The organism is Enterobacter cloacae complex sp. P18RS, from assembly GCF_014982105.1.
Taxonomy (GTDB): domain Bacteria; phylum Pseudomonadota; class Gammaproteobacteria; order Enterobacterales; family Enterobacteriaceae; genus Enterobacter; species Enterobacter hormaechei_C.
Genome location: NZ_JADCKV010000016.1, coordinates 70,783 through 92,751 on the forward strand (window position 1 = coordinate 70,783; position 21,969 = coordinate 92,751).

At 55.2% G+C, this 21,969-nt stretch carries 24 protein-coding genes and 1 other annotated feature; of the genes, 10 read left to right on the forward strand and 14 right to left on the reverse strand.

The genetic code is table 11. The annotated features are described in order from the left end of the window. Window positions 1–98: 98 nt before the first annotated feature. Genes INF61_RS12475 through INF61_RS12485 form a run of 3 tightly spaced genes read right to left on the reverse strand, consistent with a single transcriptional unit; the run spans window position 99 to window position 1,825 of the window. On the reverse strand, window positions 99–638 hold the full coding sequence (locus INF61_RS12475) for a septation protein A (RefSeq protein WP_003856762.1): 540 nt from the start codon (window positions 636–638) through the stop codon (window positions 99–101). A 13-nt stretch (window positions 639–651) separates the two neighbouring features. Then, window positions 652–1,395, reverse strand: coding sequence for a YciC family protein (locus INF61_RS12480; RefSeq protein ID WP_015570376.1), 744 nt, complete (start codon window positions 1,393–1,395; stop codon window positions 652–654). A gap of 25 nt (window positions 1,396–1,420) precedes the next feature. Continuing rightward, window positions 1,421–1,825, reverse strand: a complete 405-nt coding sequence (locus INF61_RS12485) for a YkgJ family cysteine cluster protein (RefSeq protein WP_023296724.1) — start codon at window positions 1,823–1,825, stop codon at window positions 1,421–1,423. Between the two features lie 282 nt (window positions 1,826–2,107). On the opposite strand from INF61_RS12485, the gene ompW reads away from it, so the two are divergent. Beyond that, window positions 2,108–2,740, forward strand: coding sequence for an outer membrane protein OmpW (gene ompW / locus INF61_RS12490; protein ID WP_023303840.1), 633 nt, complete (start codon window positions 2,108–2,110; stop codon window positions 2,738–2,740). Window positions 2,741–3,026: 286 nt separating this feature from the next. Here the strand turns inward: ompW and yedF are convergent, their stop codons facing one another. The 8 genes from yedF to trpL all read right to left on the reverse strand — a co-directional run bounded on the left by yedF (window position 3,027) and on the right by trpL (window position 11,314). Next, window positions 3,027–3,260 (reverse strand): sulfurtransferase-like selenium metabolism protein YedF, encoded by a 234-nt coding sequence (yedF, locus tag INF61_RS12495; RefSeq protein WP_193547793.1) that lies wholly within the window; start codon window positions 3,258–3,260, stop codon window positions 3,027–3,029. After that, window positions 3,257–4,468 carry a selenium metabolism membrane protein YedE/FdhT gene (gene yedE, locus INF61_RS12500; RefSeq protein WP_047057107.1) on the reverse strand — a complete coding sequence of 404 codons (1,212 nt, stop codon included), beginning with the start codon at window positions 4,466–4,468 and terminating at the stop codon, window positions 3,257–3,259. Before yedE ends, yedF begins: the two co-directional genes overlap by 4 nt. Before the next feature lie 174 nt (window positions 4,469–4,642). Further along, window positions 4,643–5,452: a tryptophan synthase subunit alpha gene (trpA, locus tag INF61_RS12505; RefSeq protein WP_015570379.1), complete on the reverse strand. Its 810-nt coding sequence runs from the start codon at window positions 5,450–5,452 to the stop codon at window positions 4,643–4,645. Then, window positions 5,452–6,645, reverse strand: a complete 1,194-nt coding sequence (gene trpB / locus INF61_RS12510; RefSeq protein WP_003856780.1) for a tryptophan synthase subunit beta — start codon at window positions 6,643–6,645, stop codon at window positions 5,452–5,454. The genes trpA and trpB overlap by 1 nt, the downstream gene beginning before the upstream one ends. 10 nt (window positions 6,646–6,655) lie before the next feature. Next, window positions 6,656–8,014 (reverse strand): bifunctional indole-3-glycerol-phosphate synthase TrpC/phosphoribosylanthranilate isomerase TrpF, encoded by a 1,359-nt coding sequence (trpCF, locus tag INF61_RS12515; RefSeq protein WP_017693319.1) that lies wholly within the window; start codon window positions 8,012–8,014, stop codon window positions 6,656–6,658. A 3-nt stretch (window positions 8,015–8,017) separates the two neighbouring features. Then, on the reverse strand, window positions 8,018–9,613 hold the full coding sequence (trpD, locus tag INF61_RS12520; protein WP_033486854.1) for a bifunctional anthranilate synthase glutamate amidotransferase component TrpG/anthranilate phosphoribosyltransferase TrpD: 1,596 nt from the start codon (window positions 9,611–9,613) through the stop codon (window positions 8,018–8,020). After that, on the reverse strand, window positions 9,613–11,175 hold the full coding sequence (locus INF61_RS12525) for an anthranilate synthase component 1 (RefSeq protein ID WP_017384222.1): 1,563 nt from the start codon (window positions 11,173–11,175) through the stop codon (window positions 9,613–9,615). The genes trpD and INF61_RS12525 overlap by 1 nt, the downstream gene beginning before the upstream one ends. Before the next feature lie 23 nt (window positions 11,176–11,198). Next, window positions 11,199–11,293: a sequence feature (Trp leader region), on the reverse strand. Continuing rightward, window positions 11,270–11,314 (reverse strand): trp operon leader peptide, encoded by a 45-nt coding sequence (trpL, locus tag INF61_RS12530; RefSeq protein ID WP_071524153.1) that lies wholly within the window; start codon window positions 11,312–11,314, stop codon window positions 11,270–11,272. Its footprint overlaps the feature before it by 24 nt. 127 nt (window positions 11,315–11,441) lie before the next feature. Between trpL and rnm the strand changes: the two genes are divergently transcribed. The 3 genes from rnm to rluB all read left to right on the forward strand — a co-directional run bounded on the left by rnm (window position 11,442) and on the right by rluB (window position 13,925). After that, entirely contained in the window at window positions 11,442–12,335 is an 894-nt protein-coding gene (rnm, locus tag INF61_RS12535) for an RNase AM (RefSeq protein WP_047637202.1), read from the forward strand. Continuing rightward, window positions 12,332–12,952 carry an L-threonylcarbamoyladenylate synthase gene (locus INF61_RS12540; protein WP_003856793.1) on the forward strand — a complete coding sequence of 207 codons (621 nt, stop codon included), beginning with the start codon at window positions 12,332–12,334 and terminating at the stop codon, window positions 12,950–12,952. The genes rnm and INF61_RS12540 overlap by 4 nt, the downstream gene beginning before the upstream one ends. A gap of 97 nt (window positions 12,953–13,049) precedes the next feature. Continuing rightward, window positions 13,050–13,925: a 23S rRNA pseudouridine(2605) synthase RluB gene (gene rluB / locus INF61_RS12545; RefSeq protein WP_003856794.1), complete on the forward strand. Its 876-nt coding sequence runs from the start codon at window positions 13,050–13,052 to the stop codon at window positions 13,923–13,925. A gap of 34 nt (window positions 13,926–13,959) precedes the next feature. Here the strand turns inward: rluB and cobO are convergent, their stop codons facing one another. Both cobO and INF61_RS12555 read right to left on the reverse strand, forming a co-directional pair. Further along, window positions 13,960–14,550, reverse strand: coding sequence for a cob(I)yrinic acid a,c-diamide adenosyltransferase (cobO, locus tag INF61_RS12550; RefSeq protein ID WP_023303836.1), 591 nt, complete (start codon window positions 14,548–14,550; stop codon window positions 13,960–13,962). After that, window positions 14,547–15,308 carry a YciK family oxidoreductase gene (locus tag INF61_RS12555; RefSeq protein ID WP_017384219.1) on the reverse strand — a complete coding sequence of 254 codons (762 nt, stop codon included), beginning with the start codon at window positions 15,306–15,308 and terminating at the stop codon, window positions 14,547–14,549. The genes cobO and INF61_RS12555 overlap by 4 nt, the downstream gene beginning before the upstream one ends. A 252-nt stretch (window positions 15,309–15,560) precedes the next feature. Between INF61_RS12555 and sohB the strand changes: the two genes are divergently transcribed. Then, window positions 15,561–16,607, forward strand: a complete 1,047-nt coding sequence (gene sohB, locus INF61_RS12560) for a protease SohB (protein WP_058688675.1) — start codon at window positions 15,561–15,563, stop codon at window positions 16,605–16,607. A gap of 35 nt (window positions 16,608–16,642) precedes the next feature. Here the strand turns inward: sohB and INF61_RS12565 are convergent, their stop codons facing one another. Next, window positions 16,643–16,894 carry a YciN family protein gene (locus tag INF61_RS12565; RefSeq protein WP_003856804.1) on the reverse strand — a complete coding sequence of 84 codons (252 nt, stop codon included), beginning with the start codon at window positions 16,892–16,894 and terminating at the stop codon, window positions 16,643–16,645. 398 nt (window positions 16,895–17,292) lie between these two features. Here INF61_RS12565 and topA point away from each other — a divergent pair, with 398 nt between their 5' ends. The 5 genes from topA to ymiC all read left to right on the forward strand — a co-directional run bounded on the left by topA (window position 17,293) and on the right by ymiC (window position 21,937). Continuing rightward, window positions 17,293–19,890 carry a type I DNA topoisomerase gene (gene topA / locus INF61_RS12570; RefSeq protein WP_017384217.1) on the forward strand — a complete coding sequence of 866 codons (2,598 nt, stop codon included), beginning with the start codon at window positions 17,293–17,295 and terminating at the stop codon, window positions 19,888–19,890. Between the two features lie 186 nt (window positions 19,891–20,076). After that, entirely contained in the window at window positions 20,077–21,051 is a 975-nt protein-coding gene (gene cysB / locus INF61_RS12575) for an HTH-type transcriptional regulator CysB (RefSeq protein ID WP_033486857.1), read from the forward strand. Window positions 21,052–21,387: 336 nt separating this feature from the next. Further along, window positions 21,388–21,528: a YmiA family putative membrane protein gene (locus tag INF61_RS12580; RefSeq protein WP_227413487.1), complete on the forward strand. Its 141-nt coding sequence runs from the start codon at window positions 21,388–21,390 to the stop codon at window positions 21,526–21,528. Window positions 21,529–21,530: 2 nt separating this feature from the next. Continuing rightward, window positions 21,531–21,701 carry a hypothetical protein gene (locus INF61_RS12585; protein ID WP_006810843.1) on the forward strand — a complete coding sequence of 57 codons (171 nt, stop codon included), beginning with the start codon at window positions 21,531–21,533 and terminating at the stop codon, window positions 21,699–21,701. Window positions 21,702–21,838: 137 nt separating this feature from the next. Continuing rightward, entirely contained in the window at window positions 21,839–21,937 is a 99-nt protein-coding gene (ymiC, locus tag INF61_RS22900; RefSeq protein WP_032103392.1) for a small membrane protein YmiC, read from the forward strand. The last annotated feature ends 32 nt before the right edge of the window (window positions 21,938–21,969 follow it).

The following is a 21,969-nucleotide window of genomic DNA, read 5'->3' on the forward strand; positions in this document are numbered from 1 at the left end:
ATAAAATCTTCATGATTCAGACATTTTCGCAGGAAGGATGTAGAGAAAAGAGAAGGCGGGAAAAGAGGCCAGACCGCGTGGCGATCTGGCCAGAGGGATCAGTGCTTGTCATCCTGCGGCATGTGGCGATAAATATAAACGCCGCTGAGCAGGGTGAAGATAAGAGTCAGCGCCGTCAGGCCAAACACCTTGAAGTTGACCCAGATATTCTGCGGCAGCCAGAATGCGATATAGATATTCGCCAGACCACACAGAATAAAAAATAGCGCCCAGGCGATATTCAGACGCCCCCACACAGCCTGTGGCAGGGTCAGTTCTTTCCCCAGCATGCGCTGGATCAGCGGCTTCTTCATCACCCACTGGCTGATGAGGAGTGCGCCCGCAAACAGGCCGTAAATCACCGTGACCTTCCATTTGATAAATTCATCATTGTGGAAGAACAACGTCAGACCTCCAAACACCGCCACCATCAGGAAGGTGATGAGCGCCATCTTTTCAACTTTGCGATAGCGAACCCAGCTGTAAATCAGCACCACAGCCGTTGCCACAATCAGCGCCAGCGTGCCGGCATAAATGTCGTACAGCTTATAAAAAGCGAAAAATACGATCAGCGGTAAAAAATCAAGAAACTGCTTCATTCTGCGATCCCAGTTACTGACGAATTAACATGTACAGGCGGAACAAATAGACCAGCAGCACGGCTGAAATCAGATTGCTCAGCGTATTGGCGACAACCGCTCCGACGTTTGGCGTTAACACCGCAAAATTCGGCGCAAACAGCAACAGCAGAGTTTTGGCCAGCAGCCAGCTGATAACGGCCGGGGCGACCAGTCGCATATTGGCCCATGCGAGCCTGATGCTGCTGCGCATGGCGGTGAAAATGCCCATTTTGTCCTGCACAACCATTACTGGCGCGAATGAAAGCACGATAGCCAGCAGCACGCCCGGAACGACAACCAACATTATCCCCATCTGGACCAGCAGCGTGGTCAGGAAGATGAGGATAAACAGTTTTGGCAGCACCGGAGCGCTGGCCCCGATTGCACGTAACGCGCTGACGCGTTGGCCGGCAGACACCAGCTGGATCATCAGCAACACGCCACCCGCCAGAATGGCGTTGCCAATCAGGCCCGAGAAGGTAGATGCCGCAGATGCGCGCAGCAAGATTTGCTGTTGCTCTGGCGTCATATTCTGCACAAGGTCAAACAACCCTGCGCTGCCTGCAAGATTTTCCCCCTGGCTCAGCGTGGCAATCTGTTCATCACTGGGTGAGAACGCATGACCCAGCACCACCGTAATAAAGGCGCACAACAACGCGATCAGTAAAAAGGTAATGAACTGATTGCGGAAAAAATTTCCCGTGTCACGGTAGACAGACTTCGCCGTGATAGACATGCACTCTCCTTGAGTATTGCAGGTGTTAATTAGCCGGCAATTGTACACCGGATAACACGCTGGTGGCAGCATCAAGGCTTGTATGGAAAAGCATATCTTTGTAAAGCGGCGGTAATCCATAGCGGGCGCGGGCGCGATTGCATGCCTCATTGACCTGCCCATCCTTTCCCGACATCGCGAAAGTGCGACACGGGCTGGGGCGATCCGCGTAAATGGAACAGCGGGTGGATACCCCAGGCTCACCTTGCAGTGCCACACAGCGGCTCTGTTTTTGGTTGGTGCCGCGCATACAGCGCAGAAAAGGGGTTAAGGGTTCAGTGAGATCAACCGGAACGGTGCCGCCGCCATCGCTGGCTTCAGCCCAGTAGAACGAGACTCGAAAATACGCACAACAGGCTCCGCACGTCATGCACGGGTTATGATCACTCATGGCACACCTGCAAAAGTAGAACGCATCAAATCACATTGTGAGAGCGATAAATTATCCAGCCGCTACAGGAAGCGCAAGAGAGGGAAAACAGAAAATTTTGTAACCATGAAATGCCAAAAATTGACGCGGTAACAACTTATTGCTTTATGAGGCGTCACCAAAAATTAACCTAGATCAATGAATGTTAACTTACTGGTTTTAATGTGATCTGTGTTAGATCACTTATTACTCATTTGTGAGTATATTCTCCTCCGCAATTAAAACCACAACGATGGAGCGGATATGAAAAAATTAGCGGTGGCAGCCCTTATCTTAAGCAGTCTCTCTGGCGGCGCGTACGCGCATGAAGCAGGCGAATTCTTTATTCGTGCCGGTTCGGCAACGGTACGTCCAACGGAAGGGTCTGATAATGTACTGGGTATGGGCGGGTTTAACGTCAGCAATAACACCCAGTTAGGCCTGACGTTTACGTATATGGCAACGGATAACGTTGGCGTCGAGCTTTTAGCCGCCACGCCATTCCGTCACCGCGTCGGTTTAGGACCGACCGGGGACATTGCCACGGTTCACCATTTGCCACCAACGCTGATGGCGCAGTGGTACTTCGGCGATTCCAGCAGCAAGGTGCGCCCTTATATTGGTGCAGGGGTTAACTACACCACCTTCTTTGATGAGAAATTTAACGATACCGGTAAAAAGGCCGGGCTCTCCGATCTCAGCCTGAAAGACTCGTGGGGTATGGCGGGGCAGGTTGGTCTGGATTATCTGATTAACCGTGACTGGCTGATCAACGCCTCGGTCTGGTATATGGACATTGATACGGACGTGCGCTTTAAAGCTGGCGGGCAGCAGCAAAGTATCAATACCCGACTGGATCCGTGGGTATTTATGTTCTCAGCAGGCTATCGTTTCTGACAGAAGATATATCCCCTGTCAGCCGGTGATTGCTGTATGGTGGTTGTTCCATACACCTGGCTGGAGGGGATATCCCCAACATCAAATTTGAGTGTCCGGTTTGTGCAGGTAAACAGTTTCAGTTCACGACGTTCAGCCCAGCACATAGCCTACCTCACGGTGCTATCTGTTCCGTTTGCGGAACACGTCTCACCATTCATTCATGCCTGCCGAAGCTCAGACGACGACGGTGGCCAAAGCCAGTAAACTAGAAAAGGCCTCTGAGAGGCCTTTTTCGATCGTGAAGTCACTTCTGAATTAAATAACGAATGGTTGGTCCGTCCTGCTGGATATCCAGCACGGTATAGCCGTGATTTTTGGCATCAAGAGGAATGTTATTGATCGACTGGGGGCAAACGCTCACCACTTCCAGAATTTCACCTTTCTTTAGCTGCGGTAGCGCTTCAAGCGTGGCGACGGCCGGGTAAGGGCAAGGTTCACCCACCATATCGAGACGATAATCAGGCACGATCTCTTTCATGCGGCATTCTCCTGAGTTTCAGTTTTGGCGGTGGCGCGTCGGAAGAAGCGCTTCTCTTGTGCAACAACCAGTAAGAAGGCGATAAGCAGCAGGGCGTAGGTCACCAGGAGCCCCCCGAGTGGACCAAAGGTATTCAGCAGGTTGACCTTGTCCCAGTTTGTTGCCAGTACCGGAGAGACGTCATCCCAGTAGTAGGCCAGAATGGTAGAGCCAATCACGTTACCCAGACCCACCCACCAGTAATGCACCTGGCCTTCCACAGCGCGATACATCCAGCCGGTTTCACACCCGCCCGCCAGCACGATGCCAAAACCAAACAGCAGCCCGCCAATGACGGCATTTGGGCCCGCCCACATGATTTTCGGTTCCACGCCGAGCTGAACGTAGCTGAAGATGCCGATCGCGCTCACGGCCATACCGGCAATGATCGCCTTCGCCATCATGCTTCGTCCGGTGATCCACATATCGCGAAACGCGGAGGTAAAGCAGATCTGCGCGCGTTCAATCAGCAGACCAAAACCGACGCCGAACAGCATGGCCAGGCCGAGTTTTGGCTGATTCATCGCCGTGCAAATCGCCCAGGCAACCATGGCAAAAAAGACCAGCATACCGAGGCGGAAGCGACGACGCGCCTGATCGGGTTTTTGCGTTAACGGAGAGGCAGCGCTAACTTTCGTCATTTTCACCGGAATGCGGAACAGCGGCACCAGGGTGAATTTAGCACCGAAGTAGGAGCCGATGGCGGTGGCGACGGCAAAGAACCAGGCATGCAGCGAGAACTGCGGAATACCGGTAAAGAACGCGGCCAGATTACAGCCCATCGCCAGGCGGGCGCCAAACCCGGCAATGATGCCGCCGACCACGGCCTGCATAATGCGGATGCGGCTTTTCGGCATGCGCAACTTAACGTTGTTGGCCCACAGCGCGGCCGCAAAACAGCCGCCGAACATGCCAATGATCATCATCCCGTCGATGCGGGTCAGCGGTGTGCCCTCAAGATGGATCAGTTTGAAGTAGCCCCACTCTTCGGCATGGACGCCTGCCAGCTGTAATAGCTGCCCACCCCAGCGGGTAAACTCGCCCGTAACAGCCCAGAAGGTGCCGGTAATACCGAAATAATAAGTAGAGAGAATGCCTGCCGCGATAACGGCCGGAACAGGTGACCAGAACTTAACCAGGTAAGTCTGTTTGAAGGAATGCCATGACATGAATAACCTCTGAACTCAGAAGGGTAACGCTAAAAAGAGCCCAGATCATACGCTTACGCGAAAGTTTGGAAAGTCATTCACACCGAAAATATCGACAGGATCAATTTTGACCTGCTTCTTTCAGGAAGAGAGAAGGGAAAACCGCCTGACGCCGGGGCCAGACGGTGTTAACGGTTACGCCTTGCGCGTGGCCGCTTTCATGGATGTGACGAATGCGTGTAACTCAGCCAGCATCTGCTCTGGCTTATCCACGTTCTTCTCGATAATTTTCACGATAGCCGAACCGGAAATGGCTCCGGCGGCTTTCGCGTCAATCGCCGCAGTAACCTGATCCGGTGAAGAAATGCCAAAGCCCTGAAGCGGCGGTGCAGCATGGTATTCTGCCAGCTTCTCCACCAGATGATGCAGCGGCAGCGCGGCTTTGTTTTCCGCACCGGTGACGCCCGCACGGGAGAGCAGGTAGGTGTAACCTCGTCCGTAAGAGGCAATCTGGCGCAACAGATCGTCATCGGCATTCGGTGGACAGATGAAAATCGGCGCGACGTTGTGGCGCATTGCCGCCTGACGGAATGGCGCAGACTCTTCAACGGGCACGTCAGCCACCAGCACGGAGTCAACGCCCACGCGGGCGCACTCTGCGTAAAACGCATCAATACCGCGGCTGAACACCAGGTTGGCGTACATCAGCAGGCCGATCGGAATGGTCGGGTGCTTCTGACGGATCGCCGCCAGCATTTCAAAGCACTGGCTCGGCGTCACGCCCGCGGCAAACGCGCGTAGCGTTGCGTTCTGAATGGTCGGGCCATCCGCCAGCGGATCGGAGAACGGAATACCGAGCTCCAGCGCGTCGGCACCGGCATCAATCAGGGTGTCGATAATCTTCAGCGACTGCTCCGGGCCGGGGTCGCCCAGCGTCACGAAGGGAACGAAGGCGCCTTCCTGGCGAGCTTTCAGTTGTGCAAATGCGTTGTCGTAGCGTTCCATCAGATTTCCCCTCGTGCTTTCAGAATATCGTGAACGGTGAAGATATCTTTGTCACCGCGACCGGAAAGGTTTACCACCAGCAGCTGCTCTTTTTCCGGGTTTTCCTTCATCATTTTCAGCGCGTGCGCCAGCGCGTGGGAAGACTCCAGCGCCGGGATGATCCCTTCATTGCGGCACAGCGTTTTGAAGGCCTCCAGCGCTTCGTCATCGGTGATGGAGACATAATCCGCGCGGCCGGTGCTGTTCAGGAACGCGTGCTGCGGCCCTACGGACGGGAAATCCAGCCCGGCAGAGATCGAGTAAGACTCCTCAATCTGCCCTTCATCGGTCTGCATCATCGGGGCCTTCATGCCGAAGTAGATACCCACGCGGCCATGCTTCAGCGGCGCACCATGCTCGCCCGTTTCAATGCCGTGGCCGGCAGGCTCAACGCCAATCAGCCCAACGCTGGTTTCGTCAATAAAATCGGCAAACATGCCGATGGCGTTAGATCCGCCGCCAACGCAGGCGATCACCGCATCCGGCAGGCGACCCTCTTTTTCGAGGATCTGCGCTTTAGTCTCTTCGCCGATCATGCGCTGGAATTCACGCACGATGGTCGGGAACGGGTGCGGGCCCGCGGCGGTACCGAGCATGTAGTGGGCGGTTTCGTAGCTGCCAGACCAGTCGCGAAGCGCTTCATTACAGGCATCTTTCAGCGTGGCAGAACCGCTGTGCACCGGGATCACTTCCGCCCCCATAAGACGCATACGGAACACGTTTGGCGACTGGCGCTCAACGTCCTTCGCCCCCATGTAAATGCGGCATTTCAGACCGAGCAGGGCGCTGGCGAGCGCTGAGGCCACACCGTGCTGTCCCGCGCCGGTTTCGGCGATGATTTCGGTTTTACCCATCCGCTTCGCGAGCAGCGCCTGGCCAAGCACCTGGTTAGTTTTATGCGCGCCACCGTGCAGCAGATCTTCACGCTTAAGATACAGCGTAGTTTTAGTGCCTTCGGTCAGGTTGCGGCACTTTGTCAGCGCCGTCGGACGACCGGCGTAGTTTTTCAGCAGGTCGGTAAACTCCGCCTGAAACGCCGGATCTTTCTGTGCGCTCACGAACGCTTCTTCCAGCTGGCGCAGCGCGGGCATCAGGATTTGTGGGACATACATCCCACCGAACTCACCAAAATACGGGTTAAGTAATGTCGTCATCTTCTCTTCCTTAATATGCACGCAGAGTTTTAAATACCGATGCCAGCTTGCTGGCGTCTTTAATGCCCGGTTGGGACTCTACGCCTGAATTGAAATCGAGGCCGGCGCAGCCGGTTTTGGCCGCTTCCACACAGTTATCGGGGCTTAATCCCCCTGCCAGCAGGACATTGTCCAGCACTTCGCCACGCAGCAGTGACCAGTCAAAACGCTGCCCCGTGCCGCCCTGGCCGTTGTCGAGCACGTATTTATCAACATGCTTCAGGTTACGCGCGGGCAGGGTGGCGCCAACGCTTTGCGCTTTCCAGATCTGAACCTGAGGCGCCAGAACATGTCGCAGAGCATCGATGTACGCCTGATCTTCATCGCCGTGCAGCTGGACCGCGCTCAGGGATAACGCGTCCGCTTTTGCCGCAACGTCGTTAATATCCGCTGTGCGGAACACGCCCACGTAGCTCAGTGGCGCAGCCGCGATCACCTTGCGCGCCTGTTCTTCATTTACTGCGCGAGGAGAGGACTCGACAAAGATCAGACCACCATAGATTGCGCCCGCTTCATATGCGGCCTGCGCATCCTGGGCACGGGTCAGGCCGCAGACTTTGTTCTCACCCAACAGCACGCGGCGCACGGCCGCATTAAGATCGTCGTGTTCCATCATCGCGGAGCCGATCAGGAAACCGTTGGCAAAGTGGCTGAGTTCGCGCACCTGAGCGTAGCTGTTAATCCCGGATTCGCTGATCACCGTGACGCCCGCGCCCAGACGCGGCGCAAGCTGGCGCGTACGGTTGAGGTCAATCGACAGGTCGCGCAGGTCGCGGTTGTTAATGCCGACCACTTTGGCTTCCAGCGCGATGGCGCGCTCCAGCTCCTCTTCGTTGCTCACTTCGGTCAGCACGCCCATATTCAGGCTGTGCGCGACGGCGGAGAGCTGGCGATACTGCTCGTCATCCAGAACGGAGAGCATCAGCAGGCAGGCATCGGCCTGGTAAAAGCGCGCCAGCCAGATCTGATACGGGTCGATAATAAAGTCTTTGCACAGAATCGGCTGCGGCGCGATGCCGCTGACAACGGGCAGAAAATCGAAGCTGCCCTGGAAATATTTCTCATCCGTCAGCACAGAAATGGCAGACGCATGATGCTTGTAGATACCGGCAATACGCGCCGGGTCGAAATCGTCGCGGATCACGCCTTTGGACGGAGACGCTTTTTTACACTCCAGAATAAACGCGGTACGCGCGCCCTGGAGCGCATCATAAAAACGACGGCTGCTCGGAACGACGTCATTCTGAAAACTGGCGAGCGGCTGCTGTTGCTTACGGGCTTCCACCCAGATGGCCTTATCGGCGACGATTTTCGCTAAAACGGTCTGCATTATTTACCCTCTTGCCGCAAGTGCGGTAACGCGATCGTAAGCTGCACCGGAGCGCAGTACGTCCAGAACTTTTTGGGCGTTGGCTTTCAGATCTTCCTCGCCATGTAAACGCATCAGCATGGCTACGTTGGCCGCCACGGCGGCCTCATGGGCGGCCTCACCTTTACCTTGTAATAAGCGCGTGAGAATGTCACGGTTTTCTTCCGGCGTGCCGCCCGCCAGGGCGTCCTGATGGTACGGGGTCAACCCGAAGTCAGCGGCCTCAAGCTGATAGTTCAGCACTTCGCCGTTATTCAGTTCCGCCACCAGCGTGGGCGCATGCAGGGAAACTTCATCCATCCCGCCGCTGTGTACCACGGCGGCGCGTTGGTAACCGAGGACGCGCAGCGTCTCCGCAATCGGCAGGACCAGTTCCGGGCTGTAAACGCCAATCAGCGCCAGCGGCGGGTGCGCCGGGTTAATGAGTGGACCGAGCACGTTAAACAGCGTGCGGGTTTTGAGCTGCTGGCGAACCGGCATCGCGTGGCGGAAACCGGTGTGATACTTCGGCGCAAACAGGAAACAGACGCCCAGGTCATCCAGCGCTTCACGGGAACGCTCGGCGTTCATGTCCAGGTTGATACCGAAAGCCGCCAGCAGGTCGGACGATCCTGAACGGCTGGACACGCTGCGGTTGCCGTGTTTCGCCACCTTCAGACCGCATGCAGCGGCCACAAAGGCGCTGGCGGTGGAAATATTGATACTGTTACTGCCGTCGCCACCGGTCCCGACAATATCGGCAAACGGATAGTCCGGGCGCGGGAATGGGGCGGCATTTTCCAGCAGCGCGGTTGCCGCGCCGGCGATCTCCTGCGGGCTTTCGCCACGTACCTTCATGCTCACCAGCGCAGCGGCCAGCTGCTCAGGCTTCAGCTCGCCGCGCACGACGGCGGAGAACAGCTGATGGCTCTCCTGCTGGCTCAGGGTCTGAGCCTGATACAGTTTTTCCAGGATCGGTTGCAGGGTGTTGGTCTGCTCCAGCTTTTGTAGCGCCCAGTCGAGCGTTTGCTCCAGCAGAAGCGCGCCGTTGGACGTCAGGATAGATTCCGGGTGGAACTGCATCCCGCAGACGCGATCCGCATCGTGACGCACCGCCATCACCATCCCTTCAAACGAGGCGTTAATGGTCAGCCCGGCCGGAATGTTGCTGCCGACCAGCGAGTGGTAACGCGCTACCGGAAGCGGGTTCGGCAGACCGGCAAACATCGCCTGACCGTCATGTTCAATACTTGACGCTTTACCATGGAGGATCTCCCCCGCCTGACCCACGTAACCGCCGTAGGCTTCGACAATCGCCTGGTGGCCGAGGCAGATGCCGATAATCGGCAGCTTGCCGCGCATACGGGTCAACAGCTCAGGCATACAGCCTGCTTCGCTCGGTGCGCCTGGGCCCGGGGAGAGCATCAGCACCGGGTTTTGCATGGTCGCCAGACGGTCAATTAGCGTCTGGGCCGGAACGTGGTTGCGATAGATAACGACATTGTGACCATTCGCACGCAGCTGATCTGCCAGGTTGTAGGTAAAGGAGTCGATATTATCGAGCAGCAGAATGTCAGCCATCAGAAAATCTCCTGTGCATGGTGTGCGGTAGCAATGGCGCGCAGTACCGCGCGCGCTTTACTGCGGGTTTCGTCGGCTTCCGACTGCGGAACAGAATCCAGCACAATCCCGGCCCCGGCCTGGACGGTGGCAATGCCGTCCTCAACGTAGGCGGAGCGGATCACGATGCAGGTATCAAGGTCACCGTGAGCGGTGAAATAGCCCACGGCACCACCGTAGCTGCCGCGACGGCGTCCTTCCGCTTCGGCGATCAGCTGCATGGCGCGGACTTTCGGCGCGCCGCTCAGGGTGCCCATGTTCATGCAGGCGCGGTAGGCATGCAGAACGTCGAGGTCGTGGCGCAGTTCACCCACCACGCGGGATACCAGGTGCATGACGAAGGAGTAGCGGTCGACTTTGGTCAGGTCCGCCACGTAGCGGCTGCCTGGGGTGCAAATACGTGCCAGATCGTTACGCGCCAGGTCAACCAGCATCAGGTGTTCGGAGAGCTCTTTATGGTCGGTACGCATTTCAAGTTCGATGCGGCTGTCGAGATCGCGGTCCAGGGAGCCATCGGCACGACGGCCGCGTGGACGGGTTCCCGCTATCGGGTAGATCTCAATCTGGCGGCTGGTGGCGTCGTACTTGAGGGAGCTTTCCGGCGACGCGCCAAACAGGGTGAAATCATTGTCCTGCATAAAGAACATGTACGGGCTTGGGTTGCTCTTTTTCAGCACATCGTAAGCCGCCAGCGGCGACGGGCAGGGCAGTGTGAAGCGACGGGACGGCACTACCTGGAAAATCTCCCCGGCACGAATCGCTTTTTGCATCTGACGTACCACCGCGCCGTACTGATCGTCGGTCTGACTCACCTCGCAGGTCATCTTTTCAACACGCTGCACCGGGAGCGCGGGCGGTGCTTCTGACATCTGCTGTTGCAGTTGGGCGATGCGCTGCGCGAGGCGATTTTTCTCAGACTCAGACGGAGTGAAAAGGCTGGCCTGGATGCGGGTATATTTTTTCTGATGGTCGATCACCAGCAGGGTTTCGGCCAGGTAGAAACAGTAGTCCGGGCAGCGGTTTCCCTGCTCGGTTTCCGGTAAATCTTCAAAGCCAGCAACCAGGTCGTAAGCAAACAGCCCGCCAAAAAACATTGCTTCGCGCTCAACTTCCGGCACGGCCACCAGATTTTGCAGCAGGCGAAAGGCGTCAAAAACGGAGAGCGAGCAGAGGCGGGCATCCTCATCCAGCAGCTGGCTCACCGGCGGGAAATGCAGAATACGCAGGTCCGGGTGGCGTTCATTTTCAATGCCTGAAGGCAGCGCCGCATCCAGCAGCGGCAGGAGCGACGCGCCATTGTCAGACAACGCCCTGATAGTGACGGTGTCACCTAACGCGGTAATGCGCAGCGCGCTGTCAACCAGCAGCAGGCTTTTGAGGTCGTCCTTACTGTCGATATCAGCTGACTCCAGCAGCAGCGTCGCGGGACGTGCGCCGCACACCTGATGAAACAGCGCGGTAGGGTTATGGCGATAGGCCGCCTCGCAGGTCAGTAGTTCGAGGTGGGGTTTGGCTGTTTGCATGTTGTTGTTCTCATATTCTGTTCAAAAAAAAGCCCGCTTAGGAGCGGGCCGGGTATCTGTTTGCTTATCGCAGACGTGTGACACTGCCCGAAGATCAGGAAGTACGCCACCAACCGTGCAGAGCGAAATGTGCTGTCATTTTCAGATACCTTTCTCGTGTGAACTTGCGTACTAGTTAACTAGTTCGATGGCGTGTTGTCAACCCCTGATTTCAGTATTTCACGGTTAGTCGGTATCATAGGGGCTTCGGATGTCTCCAACCTGTTATGGGAAGTGCTTTGAGCGATATCACCTACGCCGTAATTTATGATTTACATAGCCATACGCAGGCTTCAGATGGCCTGCTGACACCCGAAGCTCTGGTCCATCGCGCCGTTGAAATGCGTGTCGGCACGCTGGCAATAACCGATCACGATACCACTGACGGCATTCCTGCCGCGCGCGCCGAGATTGCCCGCAGCGGACTGGCGCTGGATCTGGTGGCCGGGGTTGAGATCTCGACGGTCTGGGAAAACCACGAAATTCATATCGTTGGCCTGAATATCGATACAGAACATCCGGCCATACGTGCTTTTTTGCAAGAACAAAAAACACGCCGCAATCAACGCGCGGAGATGATTGGCGAACGTCTGGAAAAAGCGCATATTCCCGGTGCGCTGGAAGGCGCGCGAACGCTGGCGAACGGTGGGGCGGTGACGCGCGGCCATTTCGCCCGTTTTCTGGTGGATGCCGGTAAGGCGACGACCATGGCGAATGTCTTTAAAAAGTATCTGGCGCGCGGGAAAACCGGATACGTTCCCCCACAGTGGTGTACAATAAAACAAGCTATTGATGTGATTCATCATTCTGGCGGTAAGGCCGTGCTGGCCCATCCGGGGCGGTATAATCTTTCTGCTAAATGGCTGAAAAGACTGCTGGCACACTTTGCCGAATGCGGCGGTGAGGCGATGGAAGTTGCCCAGTGTCAGCAGGCACCCAATGAGCGTTCGCAGCTCGCGACCTACGCCCGTCAGTTTGGTCTGCTTGGGTCACAGGGTTCAGATTTCCATCAGCCCTGCGCGTGGATTGAACTGGGGCGCAAGCTCTGGTTACCCGCGGGCGTTGAGCCTGTCTGGCAGCTCTGGGAACAGCCACAGCAAATTGAAGAGAGGGAAGTATGAGTCAGTTTTTCTATATCCATCCGGATAACCCCCAGCCACGTCTGATTAATCAGGCCGTGGAGATCGTCCGCAAAGGCGGCGTTATTGTCTACCCAACCGATTCTGGCTACGCGCTGGGCTGTAAAATTGAGGATAAAGGGGCGATGGAGCGCATCTGTCGCATCCGCCAGCTGCCGGATGGCCACAACTTCACCCTGATGTGTCGCGATCTCTCTGAGCTGTCGACCTATGCTTATGTTGATAACGTGGCCTTTCGTCTGATTAAAAACAACACGCCGGGTAACTACACCTTCATTCTGAAGGGGACAAAAGAGGTGCCGCGTCGTCTGTTGCAGGAAAAACGTAAAACCATCGGCATGCGCGTGCCGTCGAACCCGATTGCCCAGGCGCTACTGGAAACCCTCGGCGAGCCGATGCTCTCCACATCGCTGATGCTGCCGGGCAGTGAGTTTACCGAGTCCGACCCGGAAGAGATCAAAGATCGTCTGGAGAAGGTGGTGGAGCTGATTATTCATGGCGGCTATCTTGGTCAGCAGCCGACCACCGTGGTGGATCTCACCGAAGACGCGCCAGAAGTGATTCGTGAAGGCGTGGGCGATGTTAAGCCTTTCTTGTAAGGGTGTAAGCAGATATACTACGCGGCCATCAAAGCAGGGCGCCGCCCTGCTTTTGACCTGATTCGACGCCTGTGAAGGCGACACCTGAGGAAGCTCAATGAGCGAGAAGTTACAGAAAGTGCTGGCGCGCGCCGGCCACGGTTCGCGCCGTGAAATCGAAGCCATTATTGAAGCAGGCCGCGTGAGTGTGGACGGTAAAATCGCCACGCTCGGTGACCGCGTTGAAATCGTACCGGGGCTGAAGATCCGCATTGACGGCCATCTTATCTCCGTGAAAGAGTCTGCTGAACAGATCTGCCGCGTACTGGCTTACTACAAGCCGGAAGGCGAACTGTGTACCCGCAACGACCCGGAAGGTCGCCCGACGGTGTTTGACCGTCTGCCAAAATTGCGTGGCGCCCGCTGGATTGCCGTAGGCCGTCTGGACGTGAACACCTGTGGCCTGCTGCTGTTCACCACCGATGGTGAACTGGCAAACCGTCTGATGCACCCGAGTCGTGAAGTGGAACGTGAATACGCCGTTCGTGTTTTCGGCCAGGTTGATGAGAACAAACTGCGCGACCTGTCGCGTGGTGTTCAGCTGGAGGACGGCCCTGCGGCGTTCAAAACCATCAAGTTTACCGGTGGTGAAGGCATTAACCAGTGGTACAACGTTACCCTGACAGAGGGACGTAACCGCGAGGTGCGTCGACTGTGGGAAGCGGTCGGTGTCCAGGTGAGTCGCTTGATTCGCGTCCGCTATGGCGACATTCTGCTGCCGAAAGGCCTGCCACGTGGCGGCTATACCGAACTGGATCTGACGCAAACCAACTACCTGCGCGATCTGGTTGGCCTGACGCCAGAAACCACGTCGAAAGTGGCGGTAGAGAAAGATCGTCGTCGCATGAAGGCGAATCAAATCCGCCGTGCGGTGAAACGTCATAGCCAGGTCAGCAGCAATCGCCGCTCTGGCAGCCGTAATAACAACGGTTAATTGAAAAGCCCGGTGAATATACCGGGCTTTTTTTTCAGTAATCAATCCCAATTTGCGCTTTGATACCCGCATCGAACGCATGCTTAACCGGACGCAGCTCGCTGACGGTATCGGCCAACTCCAGAATGTCCCGATGACACCCGCGCCCCGTGACGATCGCCGTTTGCTGTGCAGGGCGGTTCCTGAGGGCCTCCAGCACGGCTTGCAGCGGCAGGTAGTCATACGCCACCATATAGGTGATCTCATCCAGCAACACCATGTTCAGCGACGGGTCTGAAAGCATTCTTTTGGCATGCTCCCAGACGGCGAGGCAGGCTGCGGTATCGGTTTCCCGGTTCTGGGTATCCCAGGTAAAACCGGTTGCCATTACCTGAAACTCAACGCCATGCGGCTCGAGCAGATTACGCTCGCCGTTGGGCCATTCACCCTTGATAAACTGGATCACGCCCACTTTCTGCCCATGCCCGACTGCGCGGGTGGCGGTCCCAAATGCGGCGGTGGTTTTGCCTTTGCCGTTGCCGGTGAACACGATGAGGATACCGCGCTCGTCCTGAGCGGCCGCCACGCGTGCATCAACCTGTTCTTTCAGACGCTGCTGGCGCTGCTGATGCCGATCATCACTCATTGCGATATCCCCGGTTTGCGGCCTGGCTGGGCATCGAAGGTCATTCCGGTTTTGCGACGGCTGTCGTCACCCATCAGCCACAGGTAAAGGGGCATGATATCGGCCGGGGTTTTAAGCTTCTGCGGATCTTCTGTCGGGAAGGCGCTGGCGCGCATTTTGGTGCGCGTACCGCCTGGATTAATACAGTTAACCCGCAGGTGGCGGCTTTGGTACTCTTCGGCCAGCACCTGCATCATTCCTTCGGTGGCAAATTTTGAGACGGCGTAAGCCCCCCAGTTCGCACGCCCCTGACGCCCCACGCTGGAGGAGGTAAATACCAGCGAGCCGGAATCGGAGTTGAGTAATAAAGGAAGCAAGGCCTGGGTCAGGAAAAACGTCCCGTTGACGTTAACCTGCATCACCTGTTGCCAAATTTCCGGATCCTGTTCATCCATCGGGCGCACTTCGCCCAGTAACCCCGCGTTGTGCAGTACGCCGTCCAGACGCGGATAATGTGTGCTGATCCGCTGGGCAAGGGCCTGACATGACGCTGGCGTGCAGGTCAGCAGATCGAGCGTATACCAGGGCGTGGGGGTACCGCCGGCGTTTTCGATTTCACGGGCGACGGCCTTGAGCTTTTCTTCATTACGTCCCAGCAGAATAAGGCTCGCACCGTATTCAGAATAGGTCAGCGCCGCTTCGCGACCAATCCCGTCGCTGGCACCGGTAACCAGAATGATGCGGTTCTGTAGAAGGTTTTTTTGTGGCTGATAATGCACGGTGGCTCCTCAGGCGCATTGGGCGTGACTTGCACCTTTATTTATGACTTTTCGGCTTTATGCCCGAAACAGCGTCAGAATTCAATCAGTCTACAGGACAGAACGCTGGGAAATTAACAATTTGCAAAGATTTAAACCAGAAGCGGGGGATTCCTGAAGCCGCCTCGCAGAGGTAATGTCCAGAGCGAGACGCCTGCGCAGGGCTGTTGTACACTGGCGTGAAAGATTCGTGGTTAAATCAAGGTGGAACGCGTGGAATTACTTTCTCAGTATGGGTTGTTTTTGGCCAAAATCGCGACGGTGGTTATTGCTGTCGCGGTGATTGCCGTCCTGATTGTCAACCTGACGCAGCGTAAGCGTCAGCGTGGTGAGTTACGCATTACCCGCCTGAGCGAGCAGTATAAAGAGATGCAGGAGGAGATGTCTCTGGCGCTGCTTGACGATCATCAACAGAAGTTGTGGCTAAAAGCCCAGAAGAAAAAACATAAGCAGGACGCCAAAGCCGCGAAGGCGAAAGCTAAGCTCGCCACGCCACAGGCTGACGCAAAAACGCGCGTCTATGTGCTCGATTTTAAAGGTAGCATGGATGCGCATGAAGTCTCCTCTCTGCGTGAAGAAGTGACGGCGGTGCTGGCCGTGGCGACAGCCCAGGATCAGGTGGTGGTACGCCTTGAAAGCCCGGGCGGCGTAGTGCATGGGTATGGACTGGCGGCTTCGCAGTTACAACGTCTGCGGGATAAACAGATCCCACTCACCGTTGCGGTAGATAAGGTCGCGGCGAGTGGCGGCTATATGATGGCGTGCGTGGCGGATAAAATCGTCGCGGCACCGTTCTCCATTATCGGCTCGATTGGGGTGGTCGCGCAGATCCCTAACTTCAATCGTTTCCTGAAAAATAAAGAGATCGACATCGAACTGCATACGGCGGGTCAGTACAAACGTACGCTGACGCTGCTCGGCGAAAATACCGAAGAGGGACGGCAGAAATTCCGGGAAGATCTGAACGAAACCCACCATCTGTTCAAAGATTTCGTGCACCGCATGCGCCCAACGCTGGACATTGAGCAGGTGGCTACGGGCGAGCACTGGTACGGCACGCAGGCGCAGGAGAAAGGGCTGGTGGATGAGGTGGGTACCAGCGACGACCTCCTGCTCAACCTGATGGAAGGCCGTGAGCTGGTGGGGGTGCGCTTCACCCGACGTAAGCGCCTGCTCGACCGTTTTACCAATAGCGCGGCAGAAAGCGCGGATCGCCTGCTGCTACGCTGGTTGCAGCGCGGACAAAAGCCGCTGCTGTAAAGAAAAACGCGAGGCAGATGCCTCGCGTTTTCGTTTTAATCGACCAGGTGGTACTTCTCTGAGAGGGTATGCGCCAGGTATTTAAACATGTTAAACACGGCGGTGCTTTTCGGGGTGGGTAGCCCTTGTTCATCAAGGAAGTATTCACCGCTGAACACCAGCACGCCATTACGTTGTTCCACGCCAGTCGCTTCAATTCCCGCCAGGGTGTCTTCATGGTCGCGAATGAGTTTGTTTGCTTCGATAAGCAATGAAGCTCGGTCAATGGGTTGGGTCGTATTCTGCATATTCCACTCCTTAAACAGTGACAATAGTCTACGCCTGGGTCGCTTCGGGGGCAAATTTTCCCTGTTATCCGAGGGGATAAGAAACAGGGGCTGGCTGGCGGGATTTGCTTTTGCATGCTAATAAAGTTGCGTAACGAATTTTATCAGGTACAGTGTGCGCTTTCGTCATTCTGGCAACAGAATTGCTTGACATTCGACCGGGAATTCGTCACGAATGAACTTTGATGTGAGAAAAATACCCGAAAACTCAATGACCTGGATGTCGCCATTCTGACGTTCGGTAACACATAGGGGTTGATATCCCCTGACGATGTCGCAATATCAATGGCTCGTCGTCAGCGGAAGGGAAATCAACGTGCGGCGTATTCCTGGAAGAATTAAATTAGGTAAAGGTGAATATGGGTAAAGCTCTCGTCATCGTTGAGTCCCCGGCAAAAGCCAAAACGATCAATAAATATCTGGGCAATGACTACGTGGTTAAGTCCAGCGTTGGTCACATTCGCGATTTGCCGACCAGTGGCTCAGCCAGCAAAAAGAGCGCAGACTCTACCTCCACCAAAGGGGCTAAAAAGCCTAAAAAGGATGAACGTAGCGCGCTTGTCAACCGCATGGGTGTTAACCCATGGCACAACTGGGATGCACATTACGAAGTGCTGCCAGGCAAAGAAAAAGTCGTTAACGAGCTGAAACAGCTTGCTGAAAAAGCAGACCACATTTATCTCGCAACCGACCTTGACCGCGAAGGGGAGGCCATTGCATGGCACCTGCGGGAAGTGATCGGGGGTGATGACAAACGCTACAGCCGTGTAGTGTTCAACGAAATTACAAAGAATGCGATTCGTCAGGCGTTTGAAAAGCCGGGTGAACTGAATATCGACCGTGTTAACGCTCAGCAGGCGCGTCGCTTTATGGACCGCGTTGTAGGCTACATGGTCTCGCCGTTGCTGTGGAAAAAGGTCGCTCGCGGCCTGTCTGCGGGGCGTGTGCAGTCTGTGGCTGTTCGTCTTGTTGTTGAGCGTGAACGCGAGATCAAAGCGTTCGTCCCGGAAGAGTTCTGGGAAGTGGATGCGAATGTCACCACGCCGGGCGGCGATGCGCTGCCGTTGCAGGTGAGCCATCACAACGACAAACCGTTCCGTCCTGAAAATCGCGATCAGACCATGGCCGCCGTGGCGCTGCTGGAAAAAGCGCGTTATCAGGTTCTGGATCGTGAAGATAAACCAACCAGCAGCAAGCCTGGCGCACCGTTTATCACGTCAACTCTCCAGCAGGCGGCAAGTACCCGTCTGGGTTACGGCGTGAAGAAAACCATGATGATGGCCCAGCGCTTGTATGAAGCGGGTTACATCACCTACATGCGTACTGACTCCACCAACCTGAGCCAGGACGCTGTCAACATGGTGCGTGGCTATATCGAGGACAACTTCGGTAAGAAATACCTGCCGGACGGGCCTAATCAGTACGCCAGCAAAGAGAATTCTCAGGAAGCGCACGAAGCGATTCGTCCTTCTGACGTTTCTGTTCTGGCTGAATCGCTGAAAGATATGGAAGCGGACGCCCAGAAGCTGTATCAGCTGATCTGGCGCCAGTTCGTAGCCTGCCAGATGACGCCAGCGAAATACGACTCCACCACGCTGACGGTCGGCGCGGGTGATTTCCGCCTGAAAGCGCGCGGCCGCATTCTGCGCTTCGACGGCTGGACAAAAGTGATGCCAGCGTTACGTAAAGGTGATGAAGACAGAACGCTGCCTTCAGTCAACAAAGGTGACGAGCTGTCGCTGGTTGATCTGGTCCCGGCTCAGCACTTCACCAAGCCACCTGCGCGCTTCAGCGAAGCATCGCTGGTGAAAGAGCTGGAAAAACGCGGCATCGGTCGCCCGTCCACCTATGCGTCAATCATTTCGACCATTCAGGATCGTGGATACGTTCGCGTCGAGAACCGTCGTTTCTATGCTGAAAAAATGGGTGAGATTGTCACCGACCGTCTGGAAGCGAACTTCCGTGAGTTGATGAACTATGACTTCACCGCGCAGATGGAAGACAGCCTCGATGAGGTTGCCAGCCATAAGGCAGAATGGAAGAAAGTTCTCGACAGCTTCTTCAGCGATTTTACCAATCAGCTTGAGAAAGCCGAGAAAGATCCTGAAGAGGGCGGCATGCTGCCTAACCAGATGGTACTGACGAGCATCGACTGCCCAACCTGCGGCCGTAAAATGGGGATCCGTACCGCGACCACGGGCGTGTTCCTCGGTTGCTCTGGCTATGCACTGTCGCCGAAAGAGCGTTGCAAAACCACCATCAACCTCGTGCCGGAGAACGAAGTTCTCAACGTGCTGGAAGGTGACGATGCGGAGACCAACGCACTGCGCGCCAAACGCCGCTGTAAGAAATGCGGCACGGCGATGGACAGCTACCTGATCGATCCCAAACGCAAATTGCACGTTTGTGGCAATAACCCGACCTGTGATGGTTATGAGATCGAAGAAGGTGAGTTCCGCATTAAGGGCTATGACGGTCCAATCGTTGAGTGTGAGAAATGTGGTTCCGAAATGCACCTGAAAATGGGACGCTTCGGTAAGTACATGGCATGCACCAACGACGACTGTAAAAACACGCGTAAGATCCTGCGTAACGGTGAAGTTGCGCCGCCAAAGGAAGATCCGGTTCCGCTTCCTGAGCTGCCGTGCGAGAAGTCAGACGCGTATTTCGTGCTGCGTGACGGCGCTGCCGGGGTATTCCTGGCGGCCAACACCTTCCCGAAATCGCGCGAAACCCGTGCGCCGCTGGTAGAAGAACTGTACCGCTTCCGCGACCGTCTGCCGGAGAAACTGCGTTACCTGGCCGATGCGCCACAGCAGGATCCGGAAGGCAACAAAACCGTGGTGCGCTTCAGCCGTAAAACGAAGCAGCAGTACGTGGCGGCAGAGAAAGAGGGCAAAGCGACCGGATGGTCAGCCTTCTTTGTCGACGGGAAATGGGTTGAAGGCAAGAAATAATCTTCCCTTACCGTAACTTACCTGTAAAAGGGCCGGACTTCCGGCCCTTTTTTATTACGTAGTTATTATTTTTTGTTCCGTACTATACAGCCTGGCTATAAATGATATAGTGGTTATAGTTAACCCGTTTCTTATTATCAAATCGTCTTAAGCGATTGACGCATGCGCTAAATCGGATGGTCTGGCATGAAATTACAGCAGCTACGCTATATCGTTGAGGTCGTCAATCATAACCTCAATGTCTCTTCCACCGCAGAAGGTCTTTATACCTCTCAGCCCGGCATCAGTAAGCAGGTGCGTATGCTGGAGGATGAGTTAGGTATTCAGATATTTGCCCGCAGCGGTAAGCACCTGACTCAGGTCACCCCGGCAGGACAGGAAATCATACGCATCGCACGGGAAGTGCTCTCCAAAGTCGACGCCATTAAATCCGTCGCCGGGGAACATACCTGGCCGGATAAAGGCTCTCTGTATATTGCCACCACGCATACACAGGCGCGTTATGCGCTTCCCGGGGTGATTAAAGGCTTCATAGAACGCTATCCCCGCGTTTCCCTGCATATGCATCAGGGCTCACCGACGCAAATCGCAGAGGCCGTGTCTAAAGGCAATGCAGACTTCGCTATCGCGACGGAAGCGCTCCATCTGTACGATGATCTGGTCATGCTCCCGTGCTACCACTGGAACCGCTCTATTGTCGTGACCCCGGATCACCCGCTGGCGGGGAAGGACGAAGTGACAATCGAAGAACTGGCGCAATACCCGCTGGTGACCTATACGTTCGGCTTTACGGGCCGGTCTGAACTGGACACCGCGTTTAACCGCGCCGGATTAACGCCACGGATTGTCTTTACGGCGACGGATGCGGACGTCATAAAAACGTATGTGCGTCTGGGCCTGGGCGTTGGGGTTATTGCCAGCATGGCGGTGGATCCTGTCTCAGACCCGGACCTGGTGCGTCTGGATGCGCATGATATTTTCAGTCACAGCACCACCAAGATAGGTTTTCGTCGCAGCACGTTCCTGCGCAGCTATATGTATGATTTTATTCAACGCTTTGCGCCACATTTAACGCGCGATGTGGTGGATACAGCTGTGGCGTTACGCTCCAATGAAGACATCGAAGAGATGTTTAAAGACATTAAACTTCCCGCCAAATAATCACTCCCGGTATCTTTCTCTTGCGGAAAGATACCGTCATTCCGCTTTAAACCTGAATTAGAATTATCATCATCTACGCCCACTGTCATATATCGTCATAACCCATTTGATGACTATGGTTTTACTGTCGCAAATTTGCGACAAAAGTAGAAACTAATTTACAGCTGTGCAAATTATTCTTTTCAATTATTTATTTCTGGTCAAAAGATTGAATTTTCCCGGGCTCAGATACGTAAATTCACTGGCTTTTCGGCTAAAGTTTCTTTAGGATTTATCTCATCAGATGATTACTTGTGCCAATTGTTTGGTCTCTAAATGATAAGCGATATCGATTGTATGAGGTTAGCAATGCCGTCAGGAAGTGAAGAACCGCTAAGGGATCCCGCGCTTAAGCGTAAAGCCTGGCTGGCGGTCTTTCTTGGCTCTGCCTTGTTCTGGGTGGTGGTTGCTCTTCTTGTCTGGAATTACTGGGGTTGATTATGGTCATGACGGTGCGTACAGAAGCGAGAAAAGAGATGTGTCAGCTTCGTGACAATGCTCACAAAGCCCGTAAGGCGCCAGCAACCAGCGTGCCAGCTTCCTGGAAACTGACGCCGCAGCAGCAGGCCTTTATTGATGTGTTCGCGGAAGACGAACCCAAAAAACAATAATTTTGATTTTTGCGTAATGATGCAAATAGTCTGAATATAGACCGTGCACTTTTGTACTCCTTAATAAATACACATCAGCAATATAGAACGAGGGCAGACCTCGCAACCTTAAATAATTAAAGTCTGGTGTCCCTATGATGAATAACATGACAACCGTAAAATACTGGTCATGGCTCGGCGTATTCTCAGCGTCGATCCTCTTCTGGTGTCAGCTCCTCTGGCTGGCCCTGCACTAAATCGTAAAACCTCGCCACGGCGGGGTTTTTTG